Here is a 26,736-nt window from a genome sequence, read left to right on the forward strand (position 1 = left end):
AAGTATAGACGGTTTTATGATTTCTATTTCCGAAACAGCACAAGCGCATTTTGCTAAACTTTTAGCAGATCAAGCACAACAAACTAATATTCGTGTGTTTGTTGTAAACCCTGGTACATCACAAGCGGAATGTGGTGTTTCTTATTGCCCAGAAGACGCCGTAGAAGACAGCGATATTCGTCTTAACTTTAATGGTTTTGATGCCGTAGTAGATACAGAAAGCGCTCCTTTTTTAGAAGAAGCTGAAATTGATTTTGTTACCGACAAAATGGGCACTCAGTTAACTTTAAAAGCACCTAATGCAAAGGCACGTAAACTAGGCGATAACGCATCGCTAAATGAGCGTGTTCAACACATGCTAGAAACCGAAGTAAACCCGCAGCTAGCTAACCACGGTGGCCAAGTAAGCCTAGTTGAAGTAACCGCTGAAGGTATTGCAGTACTTCAATTTGGTGGTGGTTGTAATGGCTGTTCTATGATCGATGTAACGCTTAAAGAAGGCATCGAGAAAGAAATGATTGCAAAGTTTGATGAAATCACCGGTGTTGCCGACATTACCGAGCACCAAGCGGGCGATCACTCTTATTACTAAGCAATAATGTTAAAGCCGCTTATTTATCGCTTAGGGAGTAACCCTAAGTTGAGTTTAACGCGCTTTTTTCGCGGCTTAGCACTGTTTGTGCTAGCCGTGATATTTATTGCCCTTGGCTACTACACCCACTTTAGTTTACAAATTATAGGTGTGGTTATTTTAATCCCGGCATTATTTTTTGCTGCATGGGGTTATAGCGGTATTTTTGCCAATCGTTTCTCGCAAGTTTTAAAAGATATGGGGCCAAAAAATCACGACCCCGACCTATGGAAATGACACGTTCGCTTAATCTAGCAGCTGATTAGTTGCTTTTAACTGCAAATACTTAATAATTAACGTAACGCCGCGCATAAGCATAAAGCAACTCATAGCCAGCCATAACGCATTATTTTGCCACTCTATAAACACCCAAAACACCCCAAAAAAGCCAATAGCAGCTGAAAGAATCATACTGTTACGCATATTTTTTGCCCGTGTAAGCCCTACAAATACGCCATCAAACAAAAAACAGCTCATTGCTAACATAGGCAATACTATTACCCACGGTAAGTAATTTGTCGCAGCTTCTATCACCTCGGGTACATTGGTTAAAAGCTTAATAATAGCGCTGCCAAACACAGCAAAAAATACGCTGTAAAGCACGCCAAAAAGCATCCCCCAAAACACACTTATTTTTACCCATAATCTAATGTTATTAACGCTTCGCTGGCCTTTAGCTTGACCAACTTTGGCTTCGCTTGCATAGGCTATTCCATCAAGTGCAAAGCTTACCAACATTAAAAAGTTAAGCAACACGGCATTCGCTGCAAGCGCTGTTTCACCTATGCGGGCGCCATAAAAGGTCATAAAGCTAAAGCACAATTGCAAAATTAAAGAGCGAATAAATATATCTCTATTTAAACTAAGTAGCTCTGCCATTTTGCTAACACTGAGCCAGTTGGGCACGCTTAGCTCCACGCCTTGCTTTTTAGCGAGCTTAATCACTAGTAGCAACGCAAAAGCCAACGCGCTGTAATCCGCAATTAACGACGCCCACGCGGCTCCCGCTACTGCCCAGTCTAAATACACCACAAAATATATATCGAGCACTATGTTGGTAATATTGGTCACTAGCAGCAAGTAGAATGGTCCTCGCCCATAATGTACGCCAAGCATCCAGCCAAGCAGCACTAAATTACAAAGTGCGGCAGGGGCACTAAATATACGAATACTATAATACTGATATGCTTGAGCAAGAACCTTACTATTTGCGCCTGATAAAAATGCAATAGCTTGTTTTATCAAAGGCGATAAAGCTATAAGCGCTAACGCCACACACACGGCAAGTAATAAGCTGCGTTTTAAAAGCGCTGCCAACTGTGTTAAGTTATTTTGCCCGTATGCTTGGGCCACTAACCCTGTGGTGCTCATACGTAAAAAACCGGCGAGCCAAAATAAAATAGAAATAACAGCTGAGCCAAGTGCGATGCCCGCTAAGTAATGCGCGCTACCTAAGTGGCCAATAACAGCGGTATCAACAATTCCTAACAGTGGGACAGTAATATTTGATAATATCATTGGACCCGCTAGCAACAGCAAGCTTTTATGGTGTGCATTATTATGTTTAAGAAATTGTTTCATTTAGTTTTAATTACTCTCATTTGTTTATCAGTACGTGCTCATGCGGCGGTTATTTTACAGTATCACCATGTAAGCGAAACCCTTCCGGCTGTGACCAGTGTAAGCGCAAATACGTTTACCAAGCATTTGAGCTACTTAAAAGAGCATAATTTTAATGTTATTGCACTAAATGAGCTAATAAGCGCTATACAACAAGGCAAAACCTTACCTGAGAAAACAGTCGCTATCACCTTTGACGATGGTTACAACAATAACTACGAACAAGCTGCGCCTATTTTAGAAAAATTTGGTTACCCCTATACTATTTTTGTAAACCCTACCCTTATTGATGAAGGCAAAGGCTACGTAATGGGGTGGGATAAATTAAAAGAGCTCGCAGGCAAAGGGGCGTTAATTGCCAATCACACTGCCCAGCATGACTACCTGCATATTAAGCTAAAAGATGAGAGCGATGCACAGTGGCAAGCACGTATAAAACAAGATATTTTGCATTCTCAACAGCGTATTAAAGAAGAAATAGGCCACGACTATAAATACCTAGCGTACCCGTATGGTGAGTTTAATAACAAACTACAAGCGCTTGTAGAAGAGCTTGGCTTTATTGGCATTGGTCAGCACTCAGGCGCTGTAAATAAAAACGCTAACTTTACCCGCTTACCGCGTTTTCCAGCCTCTGGCTTTTACAGTAAATTAGATACGCTAATTACAAAATTAAACTCTCGGTCGTTTAGTATTAAAACCCTAGATTACCAAGACAGTGTAACCTCACAAAACCCACCAACGCTCAGCATTGAGTTTGAAATGGGTGATTTTCATAAAAGTCAGTTTGCGTGTTATGTCTCAAGTGTTGGGCAGGCTAAGTTAACTTGGATAAACGACACAACTGTAAAAATTGACTCACCAAAGGCGCTAAATAAAGGCCGTTCACGCTTTAATTGTACCGCCCCTTCTATTGAGCACCCTGGTAGTTACTATTGGTTTTCGCAGCCGTGGGTTATTCAGTAGCAATTACACTTTTATAGTCTGATGCAATAAGCGCTGGGTTACTTTATCAAGCGCAACAATTTCGTGAGCGGCGCCTAAATCAACCGCCGCTTTGGGCATTCCCCACACCACAGAAGAAAACTCATCCTGTGCAATGGTGTAACCACCCGCTTGTTTAATACTAAGCAAGCCCTTTGCTCCATCGCTCCCCATACCGGTTAGTAGCGCTGCCACAATGTTTTTTGCACCGCACTCAAGTAACGAGTTAAATAATACATCTACCGCCGGTTTATGGCGGTTAACAGGCTCAGAATCATCAAGCTCGCAATATAAACTTGCCCCTCTTTTTTTTATGCTTAAGTGCAAACCTCCTGGGGCTATATAAGCCCATCCCGCAGTGAGCTTGTCGCCGTGCTGCGCTTCTTTTACGTTAATTGCACAGGTGCGGTCCATACGCTGGGCAAACGAGGTACTAAATACCGGAGGAATATGCTGGGTAATCACAATCGCAGGGCAATTGGTCGGCATTTTTATAAGCACTTCTTTTATTGCTTCTGTACCCCCTGTTGAAGCCCCTATCGCTATTACCTTGTTTAATAAAAATTGTGCATTGCTAGGTAAAGGCTCGCTCACTGTGCTTACCTTTTTAAAACTTCTTACCCTTGCACCTGCTGCCACGCGCACTTTTTGCTGCACAACATATGCATATTGACTCATTTGCTGCTTAACATTCACCGTTGGCTTGGCAATAAAATCCACTGCACCAAGCTCAAGCGCTTCTAAGGTGATAGGCGAGCCTTGCTGGGTTAGTGTAGAAATCATCACAACGGGAATAGGTCTTAAGCGCATTAGGTTTCTTAAAAAGCTAATGCCGTCCATTTTTGGCATTTCGACATCGAGGGTAAGCACATCTGGATTGAGCAATTTAATCATTTCTCGTGCTTGATAAGGGTCTTCAGCACAGCCAACAACCTCGATATCGCTAGCCTGAGATAATATTTCGCTCAGCAAACGCCTTATCAGTGGTGAATCATCTATTATCAGAACTTTAACCATTACGACTCCTAAAACAGCTCTATGTTAGTCTCGGTGGCTTTATCTTGTTGCTTAAGGTTTTGCAGGTAGCGCACTTCGCGTTTTTCAATTGTATTGTTGTGCAAATTCTTCAGCTTTTTTACGTGGACTTTGCCCGTATGCGGATGAAAAAAAATTTTCGAGGCCATGGCCCCCCCATATCTTGTGCGACAAGATTGAGCGACTCTTCCTGAATATACGCATTAGCAAAGCTAATATTACCAATCCCTATGTCAGTCATTGCGCTAATTATTTTGCCGCCACCAAAGAGTTTTATTTTTAAATTTTTTCGCGCAGCACCACCTTTGAGTACTTCGTTGATCAGGTATTCCATTGCCCAGTTTCCGTAGCGGCAGCTCAAACTATGGGCACTGTTTAATTCTAGGCCTTTTTTTACCGGCAACATAAAATGATTTACGCCACCTATACCGGCTTTCTCATCGTAAACACACGCGGCTATGCACGACCCAAGCACTGTAGAAATAAGCTCATCATTTTTTGAGACATAAAATTCGCCAGGTAATATTTTTGCCACCACGCTTGTGCGCCCTGCATCCCAGTAACGTTTTATATGTTCAAACCCTGGGAGCACCGGCCTAAACTGTGCGTGCATTGTGTTGCTTTTGATACATGGTTTTCCCTAAATTTTTAAACTCAGAATGCTCTTTTCCCATACTCTCTGAGTGCCCTAAAAACAAATAACCGTCACGATTAAGTGCATTTGCATAACGTTTAAATAAGGTGTCTTTTGTTTCTTTATCAAAATAAATAACCACGTTACGACATAAAATTAAGTCAAACTGCCCTTTCATGGGCCATTCTTGTAAAAGGTTAAGGCGTTTAAAAAAAATGTGTTTATTTAACTGTGGTTTTACTTTATATGTTTGCCCATCTTTGCTTTTTAAAAACCACTTTTTAAGTACATTGTTTTCTAAGCCATTTACATTAGCCGCGGTATAAATACCCGCTTGTGCTTTGGCTAATACATTAGAATCTAAATCGGTTGCTAAAATTTTTACATCCCAAGAACTTGGGAATAAATCGGCAAGGGTTATTGCTAAGCTGTAAGGCTCTTCGCCTGTAGAGCAACCCGCTGACCATACGCGTACTCGTTTTGTTACTTTGTTACTGCTAAGTAACTGCGGCACTATGGTGTTTTTTAAAAACTCAAAGTGGTGGGGCTCTCTAAAAAAGGAGGTTAAGTTAGTGGTAATAGCATTAATAAATGCGTCAAACTCAGCCTCTTTATTATTGTGTAAGTACTCTAAGTATTGAGAAAAGTTTTTAAGTTTATGCTCTCTTACCCTTCTTGCTAAGCGGGAATACACCATTTCGCGTTTATGATCGCCAAGCACAATTCCGCACGCGTTATAAACTAAAGTGGCAATGTCTTTAAAATCTTTATCGGTACATAAAAATTCTTTCATTGTCATACCATCCCTTGTAAAGCAGGCTTGCTAGGGTATTAACTAGCAAGCCAGTAATGACTAAAACTCTTCCCATTCATCTGCTGAGTCTATAAAGTTTTCGCCTTTGGGTTGGGTATTTTTTAAATAGCCACTAGGTTGGCGCGCAGGGGGCGCTGAGCGTTCAAAGTGCGTATTTGGTAATGTGTTCATGCCTTGCTGCCCGAGTGAAAAAAAGTGCAATAACTGACGCATCTCGTTTGCTTGCTCAGCCATTGACTCGCCCGCCGCAGACGCTTCTTCTACAAGGGCCGCATTTTGCTGGGTCATTTCATCCATTTGGGCAACCGCTTTATTGACTTGCTCAATGCCTGCGCTTTGCTCTTCAGAGGCCTCGGTTATATCCGAAATCATTTGCGTAACACGTTGTACGCTTGAAACAATTTCTCTGAGTGTTTCGCCCGACTCATTTACAAGCACAGAGCCATCGGTTACTTTTGCAACGCTGTCTCTAATAAGCTCTTTAATTTCTTTGGCTGCTCCAGCTGAGCGCTGCGCTAAATTACGCACCTCACCAGCAACAACGGCAAAGCCACGGCCTTGCTCACCCGCTCTGGCTGCTTCAACGGCGGCGTTAAGTGCCAGTAAATTAGTTTGAAAGGCAATTTCATCAATCACGCCAATAATGTCTGCAATTTTTTTACTCGACTCGTTAATGGCCGACATACTCGTTACAGCCCTATTAACTACTTCACCACCTTGAATTGCTTTCTCACAGGTTTCTTCGGCTAAATCGTTAGCGACTTTTGCGTTATCTGCATTTTGCCTTACGGTACTGGTCATTTCTTCCATACTTGAGGCGGTTTCTTCAAGTGATGAAGCTTGTTCTTCGGTACGCTGGCTTAAATCGGCGTTGCCTTGCGAAATTTCCTCTGCGCCACTGGCTACTAACGTGGCCGATGAGTTAATTCGGTTAATCACATCGGTCAATTTATCTGCTGTGGTATTAGCATCTTGCTTGAGCTTATCGAACGAGCCTTGATACTCTTTTTCTATGCGTTTTGATAGGTCGCCATTGGCCATTGCATCAAGCATTTGCGCGGTATCACTAACGGCATCATCAACAATTTCAACTAAGCTGTTTAAGCCCTGCGCTAAGCGTAAGAAAAAGCCTTCTTTTCCTTTTTCATCTACTCGGGTTTCTAAATCGCCATTACCTGCATCGCTGACTAATTGTGCAATTTCTTTTTCTATTGCAACTTCGCCCGTTCTATCTTCCCACTCAACTACGGTGCCTATGCGTTCTTGTTCTGGTGTAAAAATAGGGTTTGCAACTAAACCAAAGGTGCGCCCGCCTACTTTTATTTCGGCTCGGTAAGTTGTTGTAAGCTTAGCTAGTAGGTTTTGTTGATGAGCCGGATTTTTATGGAATATATCAATGTTTTGCTGCATTAAATTGGTGCTATCAAAGTTTGGCAGCTCCTTTTTCAAATCATCTTCAGCAATACTCATCATCGATTTAACCGCGTTGTTCATGTATACAATTACATTTGAAGCATCGGCTATCATGGTGTTTGTTGCTACGGTATCAAGGGCTTGTTTTACTCGTAAGTTTTCTTGTGCTTCAGCACGTTCTTGCTCTGCTTTTGCTACGCTATCGGTAATATCTTCCCACTCAACAATAGTGCCTAAATGCTTACCTTCATGGTTTATCCACGGTGTAGCAATTAAACTAAAAATAAGCCCCGCTAAACGTAACTCAGTTTTATAAGGTTGTTTTAAGTTTTTTAATAGTTCGCGTTGATGAGCTGGGTGCTTATGAAAATCATCAACACACGTGCCTATTAAATTATCAACAGAAAAACTAGGTAGCACACCTTGCAACTCAGTTTCTCGCGCTTTGAGCATTAATTTAACCTGATCGTTTACAAATACAATATTTAGGTCTTTATCGGCAATCATTACATTGGCTTGGCAAACAGTTAACGCACTTGCTAAATCGGCAGCCTTTTTAGACTCGCGCTCTAGCTGTTTTTGCGCGGTGATATCACTGGCGTATTTAATAACTTTATAAGGCTTGCCGTTTAAATCGAAAATAGGGTTATAAGAGGCTTGAATCCATACTTCTTGCCCTTGTTTGCCTATTCGCATGTACTCGCCCGAGTCGTACTCGCCTCGTCCTAACTTATCCCAAAATTGTTTATACTCGTTTGTTTTAGCGTATTCTGGGTCGACAAATAATTTATGATGCTGGCCTTTTATTTCGCTAAGTTGATAGCCTAAACCATTTAAAAAATTGTCATTGGCAGTAATAATTGTGCCATCAAGATTAAACTCAATCACCGCCTGAGATTTACTAATTGCCTCAAGTTGGCCTTGCGCTTCAGCGGCCTGTTTCTTTTGTTCGGTAATGTCGGTAGCAAATTTAATTACTTTTAGCACTTGCCCTTAGCTATCAATAATTGGGTTATAGGTAGCTTGGATCCATACTTCTCGCCCTCCATTAGCAAGACGCTTAAACTCATTAGAAATAAACTCACCACCGCGCAAGCGTTGCCAAAAATTTTTATACTCGCTGCTTTGTGCTTCATCTGGTTCAACAAACATAGAGTGGTGCTGCCCTTGCACTTCCTCTAAACGGTATCCCATTGCATTTAAAAAGTTTGAATTAGCCGTAATTATTCTGCCACTGGGTTCAAACTCAATAACCGCTAATGATTTATTTAATGCATTAACGATTAAGTCATTACTTGATTCTGACTGCTTCGGATTACTAAACCATCCCATGCCCATCACCACCTTTATGTTTGTTTTTGTTGCTACATAGCGCTGTGGCTATATATCCATTGTTCTTTGTAAATCAATTAACGAGACCATTTTTTCGCCCACGTTCACCAGCCCTGCGACATATTCACAATTACTCGAATCAGACAGGCTAGGGACGGGCTTGGCGTCTTGCTCTGCAATGCTGTAAACATCTGACACCGCATCTACTGCGATGCCCATTATTTTTGAATCGTTTTCAAAAATAACTTTTACAACAATAACAACTGTTAATGGCCCATATTCAGTGCTTGGCAGGCCAAAACGTAAGCGTAAATCTATTATTGGCACTATGGTGCCGCGAAGGTTTATCACTCCTTTAACAAAATCCGGCGCGTTGGGCAGTACGGTAATTTCTTCCCAGCTTCTGATCTCTTGCACGGTTAATATATCTACGCCGTATTCTTCGCCAGCCATAATAAAGGTTAAAAACTGCTTAACGCCTTGCTGTTGCCCTAAATCAATTTTGTTGTTTAGCTCGCTTTGTTCACTAATCATGAAGCCTCCAGAGGTGTTTTAGATTCTATGATTAGCTCTTGGCTACCTGGTTTTTTAAGCCCTGATAATTTTATTAAGCCGCTAATATCAACAATTAACGATACACGCCCGTCGCCTAAAATAGTTGCTCCAGACACCCCATCTACTTTTTGATAATTGGCCTCTAAACTTTTTATTACTACCTGCTGCTGCGAAAGTAAGTCATCAACCAGCAAACCCACTTTTTGGTTATCGGTTTCAACAACCACCAGCAAGGTTTTGTCTAATGACTCTATGGCGTTTTGATGATTAAAAATTTGATATAAGCGTAAAATAGGAATGTATTCGTCACGCAGCCTTAGTACATCTAAGTCTTTACCCACTCGGCTTACTTTAGTGATATCAATCTGTAGTGATTCAACAATAGAAATAAGCGGAATAATATAAGTATGCTGGGCAACTTTAACTAATTGACCATCTAAAATGGCAAGTGTAAGGGGCAGCCTAATTGTAAAGGTAGAGCCAACGCCAGGCGCTGATGAAACCTCAACCGAGCCATTTAAAGATTGAATATTGCGCTTAACAACATCCATTCCTACACCACGCCCAGATAAGTCGCTAACCGCATCGGCGGTAGAAAAGCCAGGCATAAAAATAAGCTCGTTAATTTCATCATCTGTTAAATTACAATCAGCGGTGATCAGCTCATTAGCAATGGCTTTTTCTTTAATTTTTTGCGTATTTAAGCCTTGCCCATCGTCCATTATTTCTATCACGATATTGCCGCCTTGATGAAAGGCATTTAAGGTCACGGTGCCCACAGGGTCTTTACCTGCGGCAACCCGCTGTTCAATTGTTTCAAGGCCATGATCGAGCGAATTTCTGACTAGGTGCACCATAGGGTCAGATATTTTTTCCATTACCGTTTTATCTAGCTCGGTTTGCTCGCCTAATAATTTTAACTCCACCTGTTTATTTAGTTTTTGCGCTATATCGCGCACTAAGCGCGGAAACCGGCTAAATACAAAGTTAATCGGTAACATACGAATACGCATAACATTTTCTTGCAGGTCTCGGGTATTGTGCGCCAGTTGTGCCAAACCTTCTTGTAATGACGTAATGGTTGATTCGCTAATTTCTTGCTCGCTCAACTGATTTAACATGGCTTGTGTTATCACCAGCTCACCGACCATGTTTATTAACGAGTCTACTTTGTCTATTCCTACTCTTATGGAGGTAGACTCTGGTGCTGATGTTGGCTTTTTATCGGCTGTGGGTTTGCTTTTAGGTTTGTCGGGTGCTTTTTTAGCATCGCTAATAGACGGTGTTTGAGCTGTGCTGTCGTTGCTCTTTTCATCAGGGTTGCGGTGTGAGACGTGTCTTCATCAAATAACCCGCCACAGAGCTCTATTTTTATATCGGCATCATCTTCTACCCATTCAAATACCTCTTTAATGGCGGCTTCTTTTTCGCTGGTATTTAAAAAAAGCGCCAGTGTAAGTAGCACTCGTCACTGCTTAAGTCTTTAATATCTGGGATATCGTCTAAAAATGCCTGTGTTTCAAGCTCGCCGAGTTCAGCTAATTCGCTGATCATAAATAAAGGCTCGTTGCCTGTTTTAAAAAGGTGATGATGCGGTTTAAAATCAATTTGAAAGGTATTTACCTCAGCAGCAGCCGTGACTTCGCTAACCTCGCTTGGGGCTGAATCGGCTTGCATTTCGAGTACAATTTCAAACTGTTTTTTTAAGGTTGTAGCGTGTGATAAATCAGGCTCTTGCTCTGCTTGCAGCTCACCGAGTAACCCACGCAAGCAATCAACAGCTTTAAGCAATAAATTAACGTGCTCGGTGGTGAGTTCGCGCTCACCTTGGCGTATTTGATCCAGTAGGGTTTCTAGCACATGGGTAAACTCAGCAACAGAGTTAAAGCCAAAGGTGCCACTGCCCCCTTTAATTGAGTGCGCAGCTCTAAAAATAGTATTTATTGTTTCTAAGTCTCCTTCGCCGGGCTCTAAATTTAATAGCTCGGCCTCCATTGTATCTAGGCCTTCAAAACTTTCTTCAAAGAACACTTCAAAAAATTGACTTAAATCTATACTCACGCCGCACTCCTCAGTTAACGAATTACTTTTTTAAGTACCGCTAGTAACTGATCTGGGTTGAAAGGCTTTACAATCCAGCCTGTTGCGCCAGCTGCTTTACCTTCTACTTTTTTATCTAATCCTGACTCTGTGGTTAGAATCAGGAAGACCCCTGAGCTCTCTGATAAGCGTAATGCCATCCATAATGGGCATATTTACATCTGAAATTACCGCATCAAAACTTTGCTGCTTGGCAATCGCGAGGGCTTCGCTGCCATCTTTTGCTTCGGTAACATCAAAACCTGCGGTTTTAAGCGTAAAGCTCACCATTTGACGCATTGACGCAGAATCATCAACCGCTAAAATTTTCTTCATATAAACCTCTAACCTTTACTTTCAAGTGTTAAATATTGACTTAAGCCAAGTTGATTAATGGCGTTTTGAAGTGCATCACTGCTGCCTACCCATACAATTTTATGGTGTATGGTAAGTAGGTGTTTTTGTAAGGCACACAAAAGTTGAATTGACGCGGTATCGGCTGAAACAACCTCACTGACATCTAAACAAATATCGTTGTTACTATTGAGTTCTTGTAATAAATCTTGGTGAAGAGTCTCTACTTGCATAATCGCAAGTTCGCTTGGAAGTTTTAGCATTTTTTCAGGACTTTCCCTGTCAATTCAATTCATAACAAAAGCTTAGCCTTAGTTATTAAAATTGCCATAAAAGGCTCAAAAAAATTAATAAAACTTTTAAAAGTGGCGCTAAAAAGCAAAAAAGGAGCTTAAGCTCCTTTTAAAATTCGTGAAAATTTTAAAACTAGTTTTTATAGTAATCCGCTATTTGTTTAAATTCGCTAATGAGTTGAGTGGTATTAATAAGGGGCACATTTCCTTGTTGGAACTCAGGCTTAAATATGGCTCTTACCGCTCCATTTTCATCAACTAAAGCCACCGAAGCACTATGATCGACCGCATATTCTGATTCTTGCGAGTCACTAATGGCATAAATTAGGCCAAGCTCTCTAACCACGGGGAATAGGTTTTTGTGCTCACCCGAAACAGCTAAAAAATCAGGGTTAAAATAATCAATATACGCTTTGCGCTTTACCGGCGTATCGCGTTGAGGGTCTACCGACATAAACCAAATTTGCAGTGGGTATTCGTTATGTAACTTTTTATACACGCTGTTTAGTTTAGCAAGCGTTAATGGGCAAATATCTGGACAACTGGTATAGCCTAAAAACACTAAGTTCCACTGCCCCAAAAATTGCGCTTTGGTGACTAACTCACCGTTTTGGTCGTTAAGAGTAAAATCAGAAAGAGGCTTTGCTTGCTCATACACTAAGGCTTGCACATCGGGTGCACTATTTTGCTCTGAGCAAGCGACTAATAAAAACGAAAAAATTACAACTAAGCTAATCCGTAACTGCTTCATAAAGGGAGCCATTTATCTATAAATAAGATCACGAAGAGTACCATTAAATGCACAATTGAAAAGCGAAATAAGTCCATTGCGGTGTCATCGCTCGGGGCTAATTTAAGCTTAACTGCTTTATACAAAAAGAGTGCATTGAGCACACATGCGCCTACTAGATAAATATCGCCCGACATACCAATTAAATAAGGTAATACGCATACAAGTGCCAGTAATATGGTGTAAGCCACAACACAAGTTTTACAAAAGTCGATACCGTGAGTCACTGGCAACATAGGAATTTTAGCGCGTTCGTAATCGCTTTTGCGTGCTATTGCCAGTGCCCAAAAATGCGGTGGGGTCCACGTAAATATAATCATTACTAGTAACCATGGCGCGGCTGCCATTTGATTGGTTTCAGAAACCCAGCCCAATAAAGGAGGCATTGCCCCAGCCAAGCCACCAATCACAATGTTTTGCGGTGTGGCACGCTTTAAAAAAGAGGTATAAATAAAAGCATACCCAACTAATGCAAACAAAGTAAGTACGGCTGTTAGGGTGTTTGCCCAAAGCATTAGCATTATAAAACCAGCAACCCCTATCACGCCTGCAAAGCTTAGCGCATGGGTTTTACTAAGCCGGCCTTTGGCTACAGGGCGGTGGCGTGTACGCGCCATTTTTGTATCTATTTCGCTATCAACAACATGATTTATTACCGCCGCAGCGCCAGAGAGCAAACCAATGCCTAATAAACTAATAAATTGTACTGCAATGCCTCGCCCTACATCAGGCGCCAGTGCCAAGCCAACCCAGGCAGTAAGTACCAACATAGCCACTACTTTAAACTTGCTAATAGCTAAGTAATCTTGCAGTAAATTATAAGCACGTTGAATAAAAGGGTGTGCGCTAATAACCTGTAGTTCTTTTTTGTCGAGTGTGAGTGCCATAATTATTCCCCTTTAAGTGCGTGCTTTTAGGTAGTAACACAACCTAACCATAGTCAATAACAAGATAGCTGCCATTAAATTGTGCGCCAGCGCCACTCCAAGCGGAAAGTGCCAATGCACCACCGCAAGCCCCAAACTAATTTGGCAAAGTAGCGCAACAAGCACGCTGACAGTACAGTGTTTTATTTTTGCAGATTGCGCCTGACTGTATATACGCCACATAATTAGCGCCAACACAATACATGTAACTAGCGCCCAAATTCTGTGTAGTAAATGAATAGACATACGCGCCTGTTGCGATAGCACTCCGTACTCATAATTACTGTGCTCAAGCGGCAGCTGAAACACACTACTGAGTGAAAATGGCTGCGCATAACTACACAGCGGTAGGCCATTACAGTGTGGCGCCGCATAATTTGCTGCAAGCCACCCACCTAATGCAATTTGAATAACCAACACAGCCAATGCAACTAAGCTCAATGAAAAATAGCCTTTAGCGCTACTATCTCCGCCCTCTATGGGTTTAGTAGTTAAACGCAGGTATAAAAGAGTGATTAGCGATAAAATACTAAATCCCCCCAGCAAATGCCCCATCACAATGAGCGGTTGCAAGTTCATAGTAACGGTCCACATACCCAGCGCAGCCTGAAATATAACTAACAATAATAAGGCTAGCGGTAATTTAACCGGCGTGTTTGAGTAATGGCGCTTTACAAAAGCCAACACAAATAGCGCTAAAATAAGCAATCCCAGCGCGCCTGCAAAGTAACGGTGGATCATTTCTTTCCACGCTTTGGCGGTTTCAAACATCATATCTGGATAACTTTGGGTAGCCAGTGCGATATCGGCTTCATGCTTTGGTACAGTTAAAAAGCCATAGCAACCGGGCCAATCAGGACAACCAAGACCTGCGTCACTTAAACGTGTATAAGCACCTAGCCCTACCACTAACAGCGCAAGTAAACCCGTTGCAAGTACCCAGTTTTTATAATTTTTATACATAGGAATCTCCCATTAACAATGCGCTATTAATTAGCTTGAACGAGAATAGTTAAGTAGTTTTTTTAAATCTTTTAATAAACCTTTTTGCACTAAACGGTTTTCTTGTGGCTGCTCTTTAAACGGATACTCAAGCACCACTAAACCCATATGATCGATTAAATACAGGCTAGCGGGCTGCAAATTTTGTTGCGCGTTAAAGGTTTTCCAAGGAATGTTTTTAACTTTAGGCGCCCCCATTACAGCCATATCAACCTTGCCCTGATTTTTTCCTAAGGCGATATATAAGTTATCAAGTGCATTGAGCTGCTCATTGCACGAAGCATTACATTTATTGGAGTAATTAAGCGCAATTGTCCATTGCTTAGGGTTATGTTGCTGCCAGTTTTCAAGCTTTACTTCGTGCTGTAAAAACTCGCCATTATTGGTAATGGCGCTCGGCAACCAGTCTAGTTTTAGCGCACCGTATGCAAGTACTAGCGGTACAGCGCAACATACAACAAACAAAACTAAGGGGTTATTTTTCATTGTTAGTCCTCTTTTTACTGGCAAAAATGGCCACCACTACACAGGCTAAGGCTATTAAAAACCATTGCACTGCATACGCTTGGTGCTTTTGCGGACTCATCACCACCGCTTTATAATGCGGTATAGCTAGCGCATCTCCAGCACCTTGACGATAAGCCATAAAATTAAATAACGATTGATTACTCTGCTCACTTAGCTTTTTTAAATCTATTGCTTGAATTCGTTTTTGAAGGTCTTGTTTTGTCGAATTGGTTTGTAAGTTAAAGCTCGTTAAATTTTGCTCTTTTATCTGCGCTTTAAGCGTAATATTACGTTTAGGAAGTTGAATGTTAGGTAGTTCGCTGCGTGAAATAGGCGCTTTTACCCACCCTAAATTAACGAGTAAAGCGCCACTTGCTTGGCTTGGCTTAAATAAAACCAATAAATCGTAACCGACTTGCCCTTGGTAAACTTGGTTATCTAAAAGCCAGTATTGTTGATTTATTATTTTTCCGACAAGCTCAACCACTACACCTGTTTTATTCCACTTTGAAGGCATTGCCTGTAATTGCTGCCAGCTCATTACGCCTTGGGTTTGCATGTTAGCTATAGCTGTTAGCTGTTGCTGCTTTTGCTCAGCCCTTGCTAATTGCCAATACCCTAAACGTACACATACCAGCACCACAGCTACCACAACGCAAAGTGCGATAAATGAGCTAAGCTTTTGTTTACGCCTTAAAATTAACTGCATAAAGGGTCAACCCAGTGATTATTAAAATTATTATTGTGCTGCTGTTACTATTTATACTTTTCAACTTGTTTAGAGCGTTATTTATTATGGTGACCGATAAATCTGGCGGTCGGCCTATGTCGCATTTTTTAGGCCGTCGCGTGCTGTTTTCTGTGGTGGTTTTGGTGATGGTGATAGCCGCTGTAAAACTTGGTTTTATAAAGGCTAATCACTCGCCATTAGCCGTTACAACACATACACAAAAACAAATAAACACAGCCACACCACATCAACAAAATGCCAATACCAAGCCGCTGCTTGAAACGCAAAATGTTTATCTTTCGTAAAGTGGCCTTTTAAAATACGCACAAAAACAACAAACAAAATGATGGCGCCAAGGGTCACATGCATGCCATGAAAACCTGTCAGCAAAAAGAATGTATTCCCGTAAATGCCTGCATCTAATGTTAAGTTTAAGTCGTTGTAGGCATAAATATATTCTTCCACCTGCAATGCTAAAAAGCACACACCCAATAAAATGGTTGCCCCTAGCATCACCTTTAGTGGTTTACGTTTATTGTTTTCAATGGCTACGTGAGCAAAATGCAAAGTAACCGAAGACGCTAATAAAATAAGCGTATTAATAAGGGGTAAGCCTTGCCACCCCATAGCTTGCGTAGTTTCACCTGCGGGTGTGGTTAGTAGTGGCCATACGGCCTCAAAGGTCGGCCAAAGCACCTCGTTGGTCATCGCATTATTCCCAGCGCCGCCAAGCCAAGGCACCGACAATATGCGGGCGTAAAATAATGCGCCAAAAAAGGCCATAAAAAACATAACTTCAGAGAATATAAACCAGCTCATGCCTTGTCGAAATGAGCGGTCCATTTGCGCTGAATATAAGCCCTGATCAGACTCGCTAATTACATTTTTAAACCAGCTAAAAATCATATACAGCAGCACTGCAATGCCTGCATATAGCAGGTACACACCGCTGCCCCCTTCACTTTCTAAGTTCATGACTGTTAAAGCCGCACCCACTGCAATAAAAAATAACGCCACCGCGCCCACTATGGGCCAAGGACTTTGCTCGGGTACGTAGTAGTTTTCATAATCTTGATTCATGTTACTTGCTCCTAGTTTTACACTAGACATGCAGGCTAGTTATTACTTGCTACTAGCTGCTCACTAATATCAAATACGGTGTACGATAAAGTTAGCTCTTCTACATCGCTCGGCAGTGCAGTATCAACATAAAACAGCAGCTTAAACTCAAGTTCTTCACCCGCTTTTAGGGGTTGTTGATCAAAGCAAAAGCACGCTATTTTATGTAAGTACTTGGCTGCCTTTCCGGGCGATACAGAAGGCACCGCTTGCATTACTTTATCAATATCACTGGTGTTTTTTGCGCTAAATATCACCTCACGCATGGCACCTGGTTTCACATCAACACTGTATTCTTTAGATTTAACAATAAACGGCGCACCACTTTGCGCATGGGTTGTAAAGCTCACACCTATTTCTCGATTTTGTGCAACCTGTGTACTTTGTTTAGCTTGCTCAAGCGACGGCTTGCCATTAAGCCCAGTTATGTCGCAAAACACGTCATATAAGGGCACTAAGGCAAATGCAAAAGCAAACATACCTATACAAATAAGAATTAGGCGCTTTAATAGCGGTGCATGTGTCATTATTTAATTTCCGGCGGCGTAGAAAAAGTATGATACGGCGCAGGAGAGTCCACTTCCCACTCTAAACCTTCAGCACCATCCCATACTTTTGCAGGGACTTTATCGCCCCCTCGGGCACATTTAATTACCACCGCCACAAAGAGTAACTGCGATAAACCAAAGGCAAACCCACCTATGCTTATGATTGCGTTAAAATCAGCAAACTGCAGGGCGTAATCGGGAATACGGCGCGGCATGCCTGCCAGCCCTACAAAATGCATAGGGAAAAACAATACATTTACGCTTACCAGCGACAACCAAAAGTGCCACTTAGCCAAGGCAATGTTGTACATGTTGCCCATCCACTTAGGCAGCCAATAATAAGCCCCCGCCATAATCGAAAATATTGCCCCCGTAACTAACACGTAATGAAAGTGCGCCACCACAAAGTAAGTATCGTGATACTGAAAATCAGCAGGGGTTATAGCCAACATCAGCCCCGAAAAGCCCCCTAGAGTAAACAGCACAATAAAGGCAATACTAAATAGCATGGGCACTTCAAAACTTATTGACCCTCGCCACATAGTGGCTACCCAGTTAAATACTTTTACCCCTGTAGGCACTGATATCAGCATGGTCGCGTACATAAAAAATAGCTCGCCAGCAACCGGCATACCGGTCGTAAACATATGATGCGCCCACACTATAAAGCTCAGTAATGCAATAGAGGAGGTTGCGTAAACCATTGAAGCATAACCAAATAGTTTTTTACGTGAGAATGTAGGCACTATGGTCGAAATAATACCAAAGGCGGGTAAAATCATGATGTACACTTCGGGATGGCCAAAAAACCAAAATATGTGCTGAAACATCACCGGATCGCCGCCGCCTGCCGCATCAAAAAAGCTGGTTCCAAAGTATTTATCGGTGAGCACCATAGTGACCGCTCCGGCCAGTACGGGCATAACAGCAATTAATAAAAATGCGGTTATTAGCCATGTCCAAACGAATAATGGTAGCTTCATCCATGTCATGCCTGGGGCACGTAAATTAACAATGGTCACAATAACGTTTATTGCGCCCATAATTGAGCTAATCCCCATAATGTGCACTGCAAACACAAACATTGCGGTGTTGTCGTTACTGTACGTTGTTGAAAGCGGCGCATAGAACGTCCAGCCAAATGCGGGGCCGCCTCCAGGCATTAATAACGAGGCCAATAAAATTAAAAAAGCGAAGGGTAAAATCCAAAAGCTCCAGTTGTTCATTCTGGGCAGTGCCATATCTGGCGCGCCAATCATAAGCGGTACCATCCAGTTAGCAAGTCCCGTAAAGGCTGGCATTACAGCACCAAACACCATAATTAAACCGTGTACTGTGGTCATTTGGTTAAAAAAGTGTGGGTCTACCAATTGTAATCCTGGCTGAAATAACTCAGCCCGAATAACCATGGCCATTGCACCACCAATTAAAAACATAGTCAGCGAAAAAATTAAGTACATGCTGCCAATATCTTTATGGTTTGTTGTGTATAACCAACGTTTAAAACCTTTGGCTGGGTGATGGCCGTGGTGAGCGTCATTGGCGTTAGGTTGTTCTACTATGCTACTCATTAGTTCGCCTCCGCATCAAGTGCTGCCTGAATTTCACTAGGTTGGATGACATCACCCGTTTCATTACCCCACGCATTACGTTTATAGGTAATTACCGCTGCAAGTTGTTTAATTGAGAGTTGCTTTGCAAATGCCTGCATTGCAGTTCCTGGGCGGCCATGAATCACTACATCAATGTGATCTTTTATATCACCCAAAACAATGGGACTGCCTTTTAACGCAGGAAATACGCCCGGTAAGCCCATACCTGTAGGTTGATGACACGCAGCGCAACTTGCCATATACACTTGCTCACCTAGTGTCATTAGCTCTTCTTTAGGAATTGTTGTCTCAAGCAATGCTGCATCAGCAAGTGCGGCTTTTTGCTTAGCTTGCTTAGCATCTGCAAGCCATGCGTTAAAGTCCTCTTGCGATTTAGCTTCAACCACCACGGGCATAAAACCATGATCTTTACCGCACAGCTCTGCACACTGTCCTCGGTAAATACCTTCTTCGTTAATGTTGGTCCACGTTTCGTTGATAAACCCCGGGTTGGCATCTTTTTTAACGGCAAAATCGGGTACCCACCAAGAGTGGATAACATCATCAGAGGTCATTAAAAAACGCACCTTTTGATTAATTGGCAGTACTAAAGGTTTATCAACCTCAAGTAAGTAATTGGGGTTTTTATTAGCAAGGTTGGCTATTTCGTCTTGAGGGGTAGATAAAATAGAGTAAAACTCTACGTCTTCGCCCATATATTCATAATGCCACTTCCACTGTGACCCTGTAATTTTAATGGTTAAGTCGGCCTTACTGGCATCTTCCATCGCAATGAGGGTTTTAGTGGCAGGGATTGCCATGGCAATTAAAATAACAAACGGAATGGCAGTCCAAAGAATTTCTACTTTGGTACTTTCATGAAATTGGGCAGGAACTGCCCCTTTAGATTTACGGTGATGAATCAGTGCCCAAAACATTATTGCGAACACTATCACCCCAATCACACAACATATTAAAAATATGGTCATGTGTAGCTGATATACATTATTACTTATATCGGTTACGCCCTTGCGCATATTGTATTGGCTATTAGCCAGCACTTGCTGCGGGAACATAATCAACACAAGCCACAAGGTAGAGGTCAGTTTACCCATGTGACGGCTCCTTTGATGCTATTGCGAATGCAAAGCGAAGAGGCATACGGCTTAAACGCCAATTCGTTATTTTTATTTTTTAACCAATCTTATTTTTAATTGGTATCGCTAGGACAACAAAAGGTTTGTGTATATTGTGTGTTCTCATAACTAAAAAGCTGTGAGTTATTGTTAGTCCAGCACATTAATGATTAGCTAAAAAACGTACAACAAGCAAGTTTTAGTATAAAAAACAATCAAGTGATATTTTAAGATTGACTAAATGACGGCGTATTAAATTGTTATTTAACAGCCAAGACACGAGCAAAATTAAGGGATGTAACACGCTTAGGAAGGTAAAAGTATGAGTGAAAAAAAGTTTACAGCCTAAATAATTTTAGGGCGCTTTGAGATGGTGGAAGATTTGTTTTTAAAACAAAAATGCACACTAAAAAGTGCGCATTTATAAATATTACTTAAAAATAGTTAAAAATTACATCCAGTCGGCATTTCTTATTACGCCAACGGCTAACCCTTCAATATTAAAAGATTCGTTTTCAAGGTCTACTTCAATTGGCGTAAACTCTTCGTTTTCGGCGTGTAATAATACTTTTCGGCCTGCTTTTTCTAGGCGTTTTACGGTTACGTCTTCATCTACTCGTGCAACCACAACTTGGCCGTTTTCTGCTGTTTGAGTACGGTGTACGGCAAGCAAGTCACCATCCATAATACCTATATCTTTCATACTCATGCCGTTAACACGCAATAAAAAGTCGGCGGCTGGTTTAAACATAAGTGGGTCTATTTTACAGTGACTCTCAACATGTTCTTGCGCCAAAATAGGCGAACCCGCTGCAACTCTACCTATTAATGGTAGACCTAGTTGCTCAGGCTCCTCTTCTTCAACCAATTGAATACCACGGCTTGCGCCTGGTTTCATTTTAATAACACCTTTTTTGGCAAGCGCTTTTAAGTGCTCTTCTGCGGCATTGGCACTTTTAAAACCGAGTGTTTGCGCAATTTCGGCACGTGTAGGAGGCATACCAGTGTCTTTAATAAAAACTTTTATTAGTTCGAGTATTTGAGCTTGGCGTTTAGTTAATGGTCGCATACAACTGGTTTTCCATACAGTACATTTAACTGTGAGTATATACAGTTAAATAAAAATCGCAAATTTAAATTGTGCTTTAAAATAGCTAAATACACCGCACTTGGATAAATTTTAGGTAATTACAGACGTTCAGTATTTAAAGTGCTATAAATTTGCTTTCAATATAAAGGAGTAATTATGAGTATTTGGCATCAACCCATCACATTAGAGCTTTGCAAACAGTTAGATGAGGGAATAAACGGCCAAGGCACGCTAATGAAAACCATGGGCATAGAAATAACCGAAATAGGAGATGATTACCTGGTGGCTACCATGCCTGCTATTCCTGAGCATCATAATCCTATTGGTATGGTACATGGTGGCGCAAATGTGGTACTTGCCGAAACCGTAGCAAGCTACGCCGCTAACTTTGTCGTGGACTTTACAAAATTTTATTGTGTTGGACAGGAAATTAGCGCCAGCCACTTAAAGGCTTCTCGAAATGGCACTTTAACCGCCGTTACTCGTGCATTTCATATTGGTAAGCGCAGTTCTGTATGGGAAATAAAAATAACCAATAGCCGCGGCGAGCTTTGCTGCGTATCAAAAATGACCGCAGCGGTTGTCGAGCGCAAATAATTAACTATGGCTACTTTTCGATAGGGTAAATCGTTATTTCCATACCAGCGCCAATGGCAGATATACGTAGCAATGTATCTGCATGTAGAGCTTGGTTAAAACACTTAGGTGACGTGCCCGACTCAAAGCCTATATCAAACGTTCTGCGCGAACAGCTTAGCCACTGTTTAAGCGCATTACGTGAACACGACTCTATTAATTCACATAAGTGGTTGATTGCTTTGTCTGGCGTGGTTATATCACCTGAGGCTTCAATACGCGCCAATTGACGATATTCGTCTTTGTCATAATGCAAAACCATCGCGTTTTTCTTTAAGTCTGCCACTAGGGCGCTAATATCTTGTTTAGACTCAAGCTCTAGATCTACATTTAAAAATTGAATTTCCGACATTGTCTGCTTTTTACCCTCTTATAGTTTCATCGCAAACTTTAACGCAGTTTTACTTTTATACCAAATCAACAAAGCGCTAAACATGGCTTTATTCATAGAAAATACCTGTTTAAACGCCATTGGCACCTAATTTGCCTTATAAAACGGGTTAGGCTAGTTACGCTTAATTTTACCGTTTATGTATGAAAGTTATACACACACTGTGTAATTAAACGCTTCAGGAGGACAATTATGGTAGATCATGGCCCGCAAATTAAAAACGACGATCAGTACGATGCGCTTCGAGATGAAGGCATGAGCAAACAAAAAGCCGCGCGCATTGCTAATAGCAATACTCATAAAACCGCTGTCAAAGGCGGCAAAGCCTCAAAGTATGAGCTGCGCACTAAAAAGCAGCTGTACAATAAAGCTAAAGAGCTCGGCATTAGCGGCCGCTCAAAAATGAGCAAACAAGGGCTAATAAATGCCTTACGTGAGCATTAAACACAGCCTCACTGATTTTTTACCGCTCCTTTTTATTATTTTTATAAAGTTAGAGTAAGCTTATGAATAACTGCGACAAAATGCCGCAGTAAAAGCATGGGCTGCTGTAATACACTAACGCTAAAAATAATAAGAAGCAAAAATGAAAAAACAACTATTTAAGCGCGCTCGAAAACTACATAAGTGGCTAGGCTATTTACTTGCCTTACAAATTTTAGCTTGGCTTTTAGGCGGCTTAGTAATGAGCGCGATACCACTTGAATACGTACACGGTAAGCACCTTGCTAAGCGCATACTTACAAACCCATTTACTCAGGCAGATTACCCCACATCACTCGATAATATTACTGCCCAAGTGCCTAACCCCACGCAAATAGTGTTTGAGCACTTTTTAACGACCCCGCTTATTACTGTTATTAATAGTGGCGAGCAGCAAAGCTTTAATGGTTTAACGGGGCGCCCTTTTCAGCCACCTACTAAAATACAAATTACCGCTAATGCACAAGCGCATTTAATCATCGACGCTAAGCCAATTAGCACAACGCTTTTAAAACAAGGCACTCGAGAGGTGGGATACAAAACAAATGTGTGGCAAGTACAATTTAACGACACCTTTAATACCACGCTGTATTTAAATGCAATTAACGGCAAAGTTATCACCGTTCGCAGCACACTATGGCGCATATTCGACTTTTTTTGGATGCTACACATAATGGATTACGACGAGCGAGAAGATTTTAACAACCCGCTTCTCATCAGTTTTGCAGCCACCAGCGTACTATTTTGTTTGTGCGGTATTATTTTATTAATACAAAACGTTAGGCTAAAAAAACTTACACGTGTTGGTCAATCAAAATAGGGTTGCCGTCTGGGTCGGTAATAATAAAACTTTTATCACCCACAGGTTCAACCTGGATATGAGCGTTTTGAAAATATTCGCTAAGCGCATCAACATCCTTAAACTCTGTAACGGTTTGTGCGTTTTGATCCCAGCCAGGATTGAAGGTCAGCATGTTTTTATCAAACATACCCGAGAACAAGCCAATTAAATGCTCACCGTTTTTCATCACTAGCCAGTTTTGCTCTATCTCACCTGCAAACTCGCTAAAGCCCAACTTTTCGTAAAACGCTTTTGAGGCTCTAATATCTTTAACTGTTAAACTTATTGAAAAAGCACCTAGCATAGTCATCTCCTCGCTATTTTTTATATCAGTATAGAGTGTACTAAGCATTGCGGATTAAAATTTGTTCAGGCTTTATCTTTTAGCAGCAAAACTTTAGACTAGCGCCTCCTGTAGTTCACGTATGTGATGGATATGCTTAAATTTATTTTGGCCTTTGTGGCTTGTTGTATTTGTTTTTCTGCATCGAGTGAAGAATTTACCCGTTTTTCAACGGCTAAAAGGCACTTAATTAAAACCCTACCCAAAAACGCCAAAAGCCTTTACTGCGGCTGCGACATTAAAAAACAAGGTAAAAAGCTAATCCCCGACCCTAGCAACTGTGGTTATATTCCGCGTAATACGTTAACTTCCTCTGGCAAGGTTAATGTACGTGCACTGCGTATAGAGTGGGAGCATATAGTGCCGGCGTGGGAATTTGGTCACCAGTTACAATGCTGGCAAAACGGTGGTCGTAAAAACTGTCGCAAGGTCAGTGCTAAATTTAGAAAAATGGAAGCCGATATAAACAATTTAGCCCCTGCTATTGGCGAAATTAACGCAGATCGCTCTAACTATAGCTTTGGTATGCTTAGCGAAAACGCCACCCAATATGGCCGCTGCCAAGTAAAGGTTAACTTTAAACAACGCGTTGTAGAGCCTCCTTTTTATGCCCGTAAGCGCATTGCCGACACCTACGCCTATATGCAAAAAACATACGGCTTAAAAATATCAGCTAAACAACAAAAACTATTTGATGCCTGGCAAAAACAAGCATTTGCAGATAAAAGCAGCGCAAGTAAGCTGTAGTACACCTAAATGTATACACTCATTTACATAATTTAGGGGCTAATACGTTGAATAAATGGGCGGGTGTTGTAGTATTTTAAACAACTTATTTACAAAAAGTAGTTTTGTATGTTTAAAAATAATAAAGCAACACTCGCTATTATTGCTGCACTTTCAAGCCTAACGCTTGTGGGCTGTGGCGGTGGTAGCAGCATGAATGAAACGCCCGACCCTGTCGTCACACCTCCTGCAAGCACAGCCCCAACTTGGACGGCAGGTGTATTTGAGCCATCGGATGAGTTAAAAAACTTTTGCGAAAACCCACGCACAGGTAACGATCCGTTTAATAATAATGAGCCCTACCCTGACCAAGCCGGTTCGGCCCTTTACGAAAAGCTTTGGCTTCGCTCGTGGAGCGACGAAACCTACCTTTGGTATGATGAAATAGCCGATAACGACCCTGAAAACTTTGCTACAGTGGCCGATTATTTTGCCCAACTAAAAACCGAAGAACTAACCGACTCTGGTGATAAAAAAGATAATTTTCATTTTTCAGAGCCTTCTGAGGACTACTTTCAAGAAGCGCAATCAGGTGTAACCTCAGGCTATGGTATAAATTGGGCATTTATTGGCGACCCAGCTGATAGAATTTTACGTGTTGCCTACCTAGAAGACGACTCACCAGCAAGCCAAATTGGTTTTCAACGTGGCGATACCGTACTTGAAGTTGATGGCGTAAGCATTAATACCAGCACACAAGCAGGCGTAGATACCTTAAACGAAGGATTATTTAGCCCCACTAATGGCGACTCGCACACCATCGTGGTGCGCAGTAACGATGGCGCTGAAAAAACCTTTAACGTAACTGCCGGCAACATAGAGCAAACACCGGTTCAAAACGTAAAAACCATTACCACAACAAATGGCACTAGCGTAGGGTACATGCAGTTTAATAGCCATATAGGTATTGCCCAAGAAGGCTTAATTGCTGCCGTTAATAAATTTAAAACCGATAACGTGGAAGAGCTTGTTATCGACTTTAGATATAACGGAGGCGGTTTATTAGCGCTTTCTTCGCAGCTGGCTTACATGGTGGCGGGCAGCGCCAACATTCAAAACCGTATTTATTACCAAACTCAGCAAAACGATAAACAACCGGTAGAGTCGCCTTTTCCGTTTATAGATGAAGAAATTGATTACTCAACTTTTTTTAGCACTGGCGAAAACCTCCCCGATTTAAACCTATCTAAGGTGTATGTGCTTAGTACATCGGGTACGTGTTCAGCCTCAGAAGCCTTTATTAATGGCTTAAAAGGCATTGACGCCGAGGTAGTGCTCATTGGCGACACAACCTGCGGTAAACCATACGGTTTTACCCCAACACATAACTGTGGCACCACCTATTACACCATTCAATTTAGCGGTATTAACAGTAAAGGGTTTGGTGAATATGCAGCAGGCTTTACGCCAACGCCTACACCACAGTTTGATGCTGATGTAAAAGGCTGTGTAGTCAGTGACGACTTTGATAATCAACTAGGCGATCCAAACGAGGGGATACTCTCTACTGCGCTTTATCATATTGATAATAACGGCACGTGCCCTGTTAGCACCGCCTCTGCAAGTATTAAAACGCAAGTACAAAGCGCTGCTGGCGATAGCAAGCAGCTATTACCTTTAAACGCACCTAATAACGTTAACCGTGGCAATATGGATTTAACCTGGCCTACGTTAAATAAGGATAAGTAATGGCTAAACTACTGGCAATATTAACCTTATTATTTATTGGAGGCTGTAACAGTATGAGTAATGCCACTGCTAAGCCTGCACTACTAACCGAGGTAAACCCAGGCGTTATAGCCACGCTCCAGCAAGCGATTATAAAAGCAAAGGGCGGCACACTAGTTACGCTGGCCGACACCGTTTTTACTAAACGCAGCGAACTATTACTAAGCCATGGAAATAGTAAAGACTCAAATGGTATGCCCATAATGGGCGCGCATAATATCAAGCCAGAAAAGTTTGTTTTACAAATAATCGACAAGCAGTGCGTGCTTTATTATCCTAAAAAAGATATATCTATTGAGCTTAAAAACGTAAATTGTAAAGCACGATAAAATACTATTAAAAAG

At 41.6% G+C, this 26,736-nt stretch carries 29 protein-coding genes and 3 pseudogenes; 10 read left to right on the forward strand and 22 right to left on the reverse strand.

The annotated features are described in order from the left end of the window. Positions 1–16 precede the first annotated feature (16 nt). Positions 17–592 (forward strand): Fe-S biogenesis protein NfuA, encoded by a 576-nt coding sequence (nfuA, locus tag PSI06_RS09950; RefSeq protein WP_096042447.1) that lies wholly within the window; start codon positions 17–19, stop codon positions 590–592. A 6-nt stretch (positions 593–598) separates the two neighbouring features. Further along, a complete protein-coding gene (locus PSI06_RS09955; protein ID WP_138541002.1) occupies positions 599–868 on the forward strand; it encodes a hypothetical protein in 270 nt (89 codons plus the stop codon). 9 nt (positions 869–877) lie between these two features. Here the strand turns inward: PSI06_RS09955 and PSI06_RS09960 are convergent, their stop codons facing one another. Continuing rightward, positions 878–2,149, reverse strand: coding sequence for an MATE family efflux transporter (locus tag PSI06_RS09960; protein WP_273603684.1), 1,272 nt, complete (start codon positions 2,147–2,149; stop codon positions 878–880). Positions 2,150–2,191: 42 nt separating this feature from the next. On the opposite strand from PSI06_RS09960, the gene PSI06_RS09965 reads away from it, so the two are divergent. Beyond that, a complete protein-coding gene (locus PSI06_RS09965) occupies positions 2,192–3,217 on the forward strand; it encodes a polysaccharide deacetylase family protein (protein ID WP_273603683.1) in 1,026 nt (341 codons plus the stop codon). Between the two features lie 3 nt (positions 3,218–3,220). Here PSI06_RS09965 and PSI06_RS09970 read toward each other — a convergent pair whose 3' ends face one another. From PSI06_RS09970 to PSI06_RS10030, 14 genes and pseudogenes are all read right to left on the reverse strand, one after another. Next, positions 3,221–4,252, reverse strand: a complete 1,032-nt coding sequence (locus PSI06_RS09970; RefSeq protein ID WP_273603682.1) for a protein-glutamate methylesterase/protein-glutamine glutaminase — start codon at positions 4,250–4,252, stop codon at positions 3,221–3,223. 8 nt (positions 4,253–4,260) lie between these two features. Beyond that, a pseudogene (gene cheD / locus PSI06_RS09975) lies at positions 4,261–4,883 on the reverse strand (chemoreceptor glutamine deamidase CheD). Next, on the reverse strand, positions 4,867–5,697 hold the full coding sequence (locus PSI06_RS09980; protein ID WP_054983326.1) for a CheR family methyltransferase: 831 nt from the start codon (positions 5,695–5,697) through the stop codon (positions 4,867–4,869). Before PSI06_RS09980 ends, cheD begins: the two are co-directional and overlap by 17 nt. Before the next feature lie 60 nt (positions 5,698–5,757). Beyond that, entirely contained in the window at positions 5,758–8,118 is a 2,361-nt protein-coding gene (locus PSI06_RS09985) for a methyl-accepting chemotaxis protein (RefSeq protein WP_407073069.1), read from the reverse strand. 6 nt (positions 8,119–8,124) lie between these two features. Further along, on the reverse strand, positions 8,125–8,463 hold the full coding sequence (locus PSI06_RS21690) for a PAS domain-containing protein (RefSeq protein WP_004588229.1): 339 nt from the start codon (positions 8,461–8,463) through the stop codon (positions 8,125–8,127). A 48-nt stretch (positions 8,464–8,511) separates the two neighbouring features. Then, complete coding sequence (locus tag PSI06_RS09990; RefSeq protein WP_004588228.1) at positions 8,512–8,997, reverse strand: chemotaxis protein CheW; 486 nt, start codon at positions 8,995–8,997, stop codon at positions 8,512–8,514. Continuing rightward, positions 8,994–11,079: pseudogene (locus PSI06_RS09995) on the reverse strand (chemotaxis protein CheA). Before PSI06_RS09995 ends, PSI06_RS09990 begins: the two are co-directional and overlap by 4 nt. Before the next feature lie 14 nt (positions 11,080–11,093). Further along, positions 11,094–11,433, reverse strand: a pseudogene (locus PSI06_RS10000) (response regulator). An 8-nt stretch (positions 11,434–11,441) separates the two neighbouring features. After that, positions 11,442–11,714 carry an STAS domain-containing protein gene (locus PSI06_RS10005; protein WP_004588224.1) on the reverse strand — a complete coding sequence of 91 codons (273 nt, stop codon included), beginning with the start codon at positions 11,712–11,714 and terminating at the stop codon, positions 11,442–11,444. A gap of 163 nt (positions 11,715–11,877) precedes the next feature. Continuing rightward, a complete protein-coding gene (locus PSI06_RS10010; protein WP_004588223.1) occupies positions 11,878–12,495 on the reverse strand; it encodes an SCO family protein in 618 nt (205 codons plus the stop codon). Beyond that, positions 12,492–13,421: a heme o synthase gene (gene cyoE / locus PSI06_RS10015; RefSeq protein WP_004588222.1), complete on the reverse strand. Its 930-nt coding sequence runs from the start codon at positions 13,419–13,421 to the stop codon at positions 12,492–12,494. Before cyoE ends, PSI06_RS10010 begins: the two co-directional genes overlap by 4 nt. Before the next feature lie 12 nt (positions 13,422–13,433). Continuing rightward, positions 13,434–14,423, reverse strand: coding sequence for a COX15/CtaA family protein (locus tag PSI06_RS10020; RefSeq protein WP_024033913.1), 990 nt, complete (start codon positions 14,421–14,423; stop codon positions 13,434–13,436). Positions 14,424–14,453: 30 nt separating this feature from the next. Beyond that, positions 14,454–14,948 (reverse strand): hypothetical protein, encoded by a 495-nt coding sequence (locus PSI06_RS10025; RefSeq protein ID WP_004588220.1) that lies wholly within the window; start codon positions 14,946–14,948, stop codon positions 14,454–14,456. Next, positions 14,938–15,678: an SURF1 family protein gene (locus PSI06_RS10030; RefSeq protein WP_004588219.1), complete on the reverse strand. Its 741-nt coding sequence runs from the start codon at positions 15,676–15,678 to the stop codon at positions 14,938–14,940. The genes PSI06_RS10025 and PSI06_RS10030 overlap by 11 nt, the downstream gene beginning before the upstream one ends. A gap of 14 nt (positions 15,679–15,692) precedes the next feature. Between PSI06_RS10030 and PSI06_RS21480 the strand changes: the two genes are divergently transcribed. Then, on the forward strand, positions 15,693–16,004 hold the full coding sequence (locus PSI06_RS21480) for a DUF2909 domain-containing protein (RefSeq protein WP_095206665.1): 312 nt from the start codon (positions 15,693–15,695) through the stop codon (positions 16,002–16,004). Here PSI06_RS21480 and PSI06_RS10040 read toward each other — a convergent pair. The 5 genes from PSI06_RS10040 to lexA all read right to left on the reverse strand — a co-directional run bounded on the left by PSI06_RS10040 (position 15,904) and on the right by lexA (position 21,163). Then, on the reverse strand, positions 15,904–16,779 hold the full coding sequence (locus PSI06_RS10040) for a cytochrome c oxidase subunit 3 (protein ID WP_004588217.1): 876 nt from the start codon (positions 16,777–16,779) through the stop codon (positions 15,904–15,906). The genes PSI06_RS21480 and PSI06_RS10040 overlap by 101 nt on opposite strands. Positions 16,780–16,814: 35 nt before the next feature. Beyond that, positions 16,815–17,345 carry a cytochrome c oxidase assembly protein gene (locus PSI06_RS10045; RefSeq protein WP_273603681.1) on the reverse strand — a complete coding sequence of 177 codons (531 nt, stop codon included), beginning with the start codon at positions 17,343–17,345 and terminating at the stop codon, positions 16,815–16,817. Continuing rightward, entirely contained in the window at positions 17,345–18,937 is a 1,593-nt protein-coding gene (ctaD, locus tag PSI06_RS10050; protein WP_273603680.1) for a cytochrome c oxidase subunit I, read from the reverse strand. The genes PSI06_RS10045 and ctaD overlap by 1 nt, the downstream gene beginning before the upstream one ends. Beyond that, complete coding sequence (coxB, locus tag PSI06_RS10055) at positions 18,937–20,073, reverse strand: cytochrome c oxidase subunit II (RefSeq protein WP_004588214.1); 1,137 nt, start codon at positions 20,071–20,073, stop codon at positions 18,937–18,939. Before coxB ends, ctaD begins: the two co-directional genes overlap by 1 nt. 472 nt (positions 20,074–20,545) lie before the next feature. Further along, complete coding sequence (gene lexA, locus PSI06_RS10060; protein WP_004588213.1) at positions 20,546–21,163, reverse strand: transcriptional repressor LexA; 618 nt, start codon at positions 21,161–21,163, stop codon at positions 20,546–20,548. A 177-nt stretch (positions 21,164–21,340) separates the two neighbouring features. Between lexA and PSI06_RS10065 the strand changes: the two genes are divergently transcribed. After that, on the forward strand, positions 21,341–21,781 hold the full coding sequence (locus tag PSI06_RS10065) for a PaaI family thioesterase (protein ID WP_004589367.1): 441 nt from the start codon (positions 21,341–21,343) through the stop codon (positions 21,779–21,781). A 10-nt stretch (positions 21,782–21,791) separates the two neighbouring features. Here PSI06_RS10065 and PSI06_RS10070 read toward each other — a convergent pair whose 3' ends face one another. Next, positions 21,792–22,172: a hypothetical protein gene (locus PSI06_RS10070; RefSeq protein WP_004589368.1), complete on the reverse strand. Its 381-nt coding sequence runs from the start codon at positions 22,170–22,172 to the stop codon at positions 21,792–21,794. Positions 22,173–22,403: 231 nt separating this feature from the next. On the opposite strand from PSI06_RS10070, the gene PSI06_RS10075 reads away from it, so the two are divergent. After that, positions 22,404–22,655 carry a DUF7218 family protein gene (locus PSI06_RS10075; RefSeq protein WP_273603679.1) on the forward strand — a complete coding sequence of 84 codons (252 nt, stop codon included), beginning with the start codon at positions 22,404–22,406 and terminating at the stop codon, positions 22,653–22,655. A gap of 142 nt (positions 22,656–22,797) precedes the next feature. After that, positions 22,798–23,514: a hypothetical protein gene (locus PSI06_RS10080; RefSeq protein WP_273603678.1), complete on the forward strand. Its 717-nt coding sequence runs from the start codon at positions 22,798–22,800 to the stop codon at positions 23,512–23,514. Here the strand turns inward: PSI06_RS10080 and PSI06_RS10085 are convergent. After that, positions 23,489–23,839, reverse strand: coding sequence for a VOC family protein (locus PSI06_RS10085; protein WP_054983318.1), 351 nt, complete (start codon positions 23,837–23,839; stop codon positions 23,489–23,491). The genes PSI06_RS10080 and PSI06_RS10085 overlap by 26 nt on opposite strands. 126 nt (positions 23,840–23,965) lie before the next feature. Here PSI06_RS10085 and PSI06_RS10090 point away from each other — a divergent pair, with 126 nt between their 5' ends. From PSI06_RS10090 to PSI06_RS10100, 3 genes are all read left to right on the forward strand, one after another. Continuing rightward, the gene (locus tag PSI06_RS10090) at positions 23,966–24,625 is read left to right on the forward strand and encodes an endonuclease (RefSeq protein WP_273603677.1); all 660 of its coding nucleotides are present in this window, start codon (positions 23,966–23,968) and stop codon (positions 24,623–24,625) included. Between the two features lie 108 nt (positions 24,626–24,733). Then, a complete protein-coding gene (locus tag PSI06_RS10095) occupies positions 24,734–26,353 on the forward strand; it encodes a S41 family peptidase (protein ID WP_273603676.1) in 1,620 nt (539 codons plus the stop codon). After that, entirely contained in the window at positions 26,353–26,721 is a 369-nt protein-coding gene (locus tag PSI06_RS10100; RefSeq protein WP_055255272.1) for a hypothetical protein, read from the forward strand. Before PSI06_RS10095 ends, PSI06_RS10100 begins: the two co-directional genes overlap by 1 nt. The last annotated feature ends 15 nt before the right edge of the window (positions 26,722–26,736 follow it).

It is taken from the genome of Pseudoalteromonas sp. GABNS16E, assembly GCF_028598715.1.
Classification (GTDB): Bacteria; Pseudomonadota; Gammaproteobacteria; order Enterobacterales; family Alteromonadaceae; genus Pseudoalteromonas; species Pseudoalteromonas atlantica.

Coding starts and splice junctions, on each gene's coding strand:
- nfuA (WP_096042447.1), top strand. CDS start 17: ATGATTTCTATTTCCGAAACAGCACAAGCGCATTTTGCTAAACTTTTA.
- PSI06_RS09955 (WP_138541002.1), top strand. CDS start 599: ATGTTAAAGCCGCTTATTTATCGCTTAGGGAGTAACCCTAAGTTGAGT.
- PSI06_RS09960 (WP_273603684.1), bottom strand. CDS start 2,149: ATGATATTATCAAATATTACTGTCCCACTGTTAGGAATTGTTGATACC.
- PSI06_RS09965 (WP_273603683.1), top strand. CDS start 2,192: ATGTTTAAGAAATTGTTTCATTTAGTTTTAATTACTCTCATTTGTTTA.
- PSI06_RS09970 (WP_273603682.1), bottom strand. CDS start 4,252: ATGGTTAAAGTTCTGATAATAGATGATTCACCACTGATAAGGCGTTTG.
- PSI06_RS09980 (WP_054983326.1), bottom strand. CDS start 5,697: ATGAAAGAATTTTTATGTACCGATAAAGATTTTAAAGACATTGCCACT.
- PSI06_RS21690 (WP_004588229.1), bottom strand. CDS start 8,463: ATGGGATGGTTTAGTAATCCGAAGCAGTCAGAATCAAGTAATGACTTA.
- PSI06_RS09990 (WP_004588228.1), bottom strand. CDS start 8,997: ATGATTAGTGAACAAAGCGAGCTAAACAACAAAATTGATTTAGGGCAA.
- PSI06_RS10005 (WP_004588224.1), bottom strand. CDS start 11,714: ATGCTAAAACTTCCAAGCGAACTTGCGATTATGCAAGTAGAGACTCTT.
- PSI06_RS10010 (WP_004588223.1), bottom strand. CDS start 12,495: ATGAAGCAGTTACGGATTAGCTTAGTTGTAATTTTTTCGTTTTTATTA.
- cyoE (WP_004588222.1), bottom strand. CDS start 13,421: ATGGCACTCACACTCGACAAAAAAGAACTACAGGTTATTAGCGCACAC.
- PSI06_RS10020 (WP_024033913.1), bottom strand. CDS start 14,423: ATGTATAAAAATTATAAAAACTGGGTACTTGCAACGGGTTTACTTGCG.
- PSI06_RS10025 (WP_004588220.1), bottom strand. CDS start 14,948: ATGAAAAATAACCCCTTAGTTTTGTTTGTTGTATGTTGCGCTGTACCG.
- PSI06_RS10030 (WP_004588219.1), bottom strand. CDS start 15,678: ATGCAGTTAATTTTAAGGCGTAAACAAAAGCTTAGCTCATTTATCGCA.
- PSI06_RS10040 (WP_004588217.1), bottom strand. CDS start 16,779: ATGAATCAAGATTATGAAAACTACTACGTACCCGAGCAAAGTCCTTGG.
- PSI06_RS10045 (WP_273603681.1), bottom strand. CDS start 17,345: ATGACACATGCACCGCTATTAAAGCGCCTAATTCTTATTTGTATAGGT.
- ctaD (WP_273603680.1), bottom strand. CDS start 18,937: ATGAGTAGCATAGTAGAACAACCTAACGCCAATGACGCTCACCACGGC.
- coxB (WP_004588214.1), bottom strand. CDS start 20,073: ATGGGTAAACTGACCTCTACCTTGTGGCTTGTGTTGATTATGTTCCCG.
- lexA (WP_004588213.1), bottom strand. CDS start 21,163: ATGCGACCATTAACTAAACGCCAAGCTCAAATACTCGAACTAATAAAA.
- PSI06_RS10065 (WP_004589367.1), top strand. CDS start 21,341: ATGAGTATTTGGCATCAACCCATCACATTAGAGCTTTGCAAACAGTTA.
- PSI06_RS10070 (WP_004589368.1), bottom strand. CDS start 22,172: ATGTCGGAAATTCAATTTTTAAATGTAGATCTAGAGCTTGAGTCTAAA.
- PSI06_RS10075 (WP_273603679.1), top strand. CDS start 22,404: ATGGTAGATCATGGCCCGCAAATTAAAAACGACGATCAGTACGATGCG.
- PSI06_RS10080 (WP_273603678.1), top strand. CDS start 22,798: ATGAAAAAACAACTATTTAAGCGCGCTCGAAAACTACATAAGTGGCTA.
- PSI06_RS10085 (WP_054983318.1), bottom strand. CDS start 23,839: ATGCTAGGTGCTTTTTCAATAAGTTTAACAGTTAAAGATATTAGAGCC.
- PSI06_RS10090 (WP_273603677.1), top strand. CDS start 23,966: ATGGATATGCTTAAATTTATTTTGGCCTTTGTGGCTTGTTGTATTTGT.
- PSI06_RS10095 (WP_273603676.1), top strand. CDS start 24,734: ATGTTTAAAAATAATAAAGCAACACTCGCTATTATTGCTGCACTTTCA.
- PSI06_RS10100 (WP_055255272.1), top strand. CDS start 26,353: ATGGCTAAACTACTGGCAATATTAACCTTATTATTTATTGGAGGCTGT.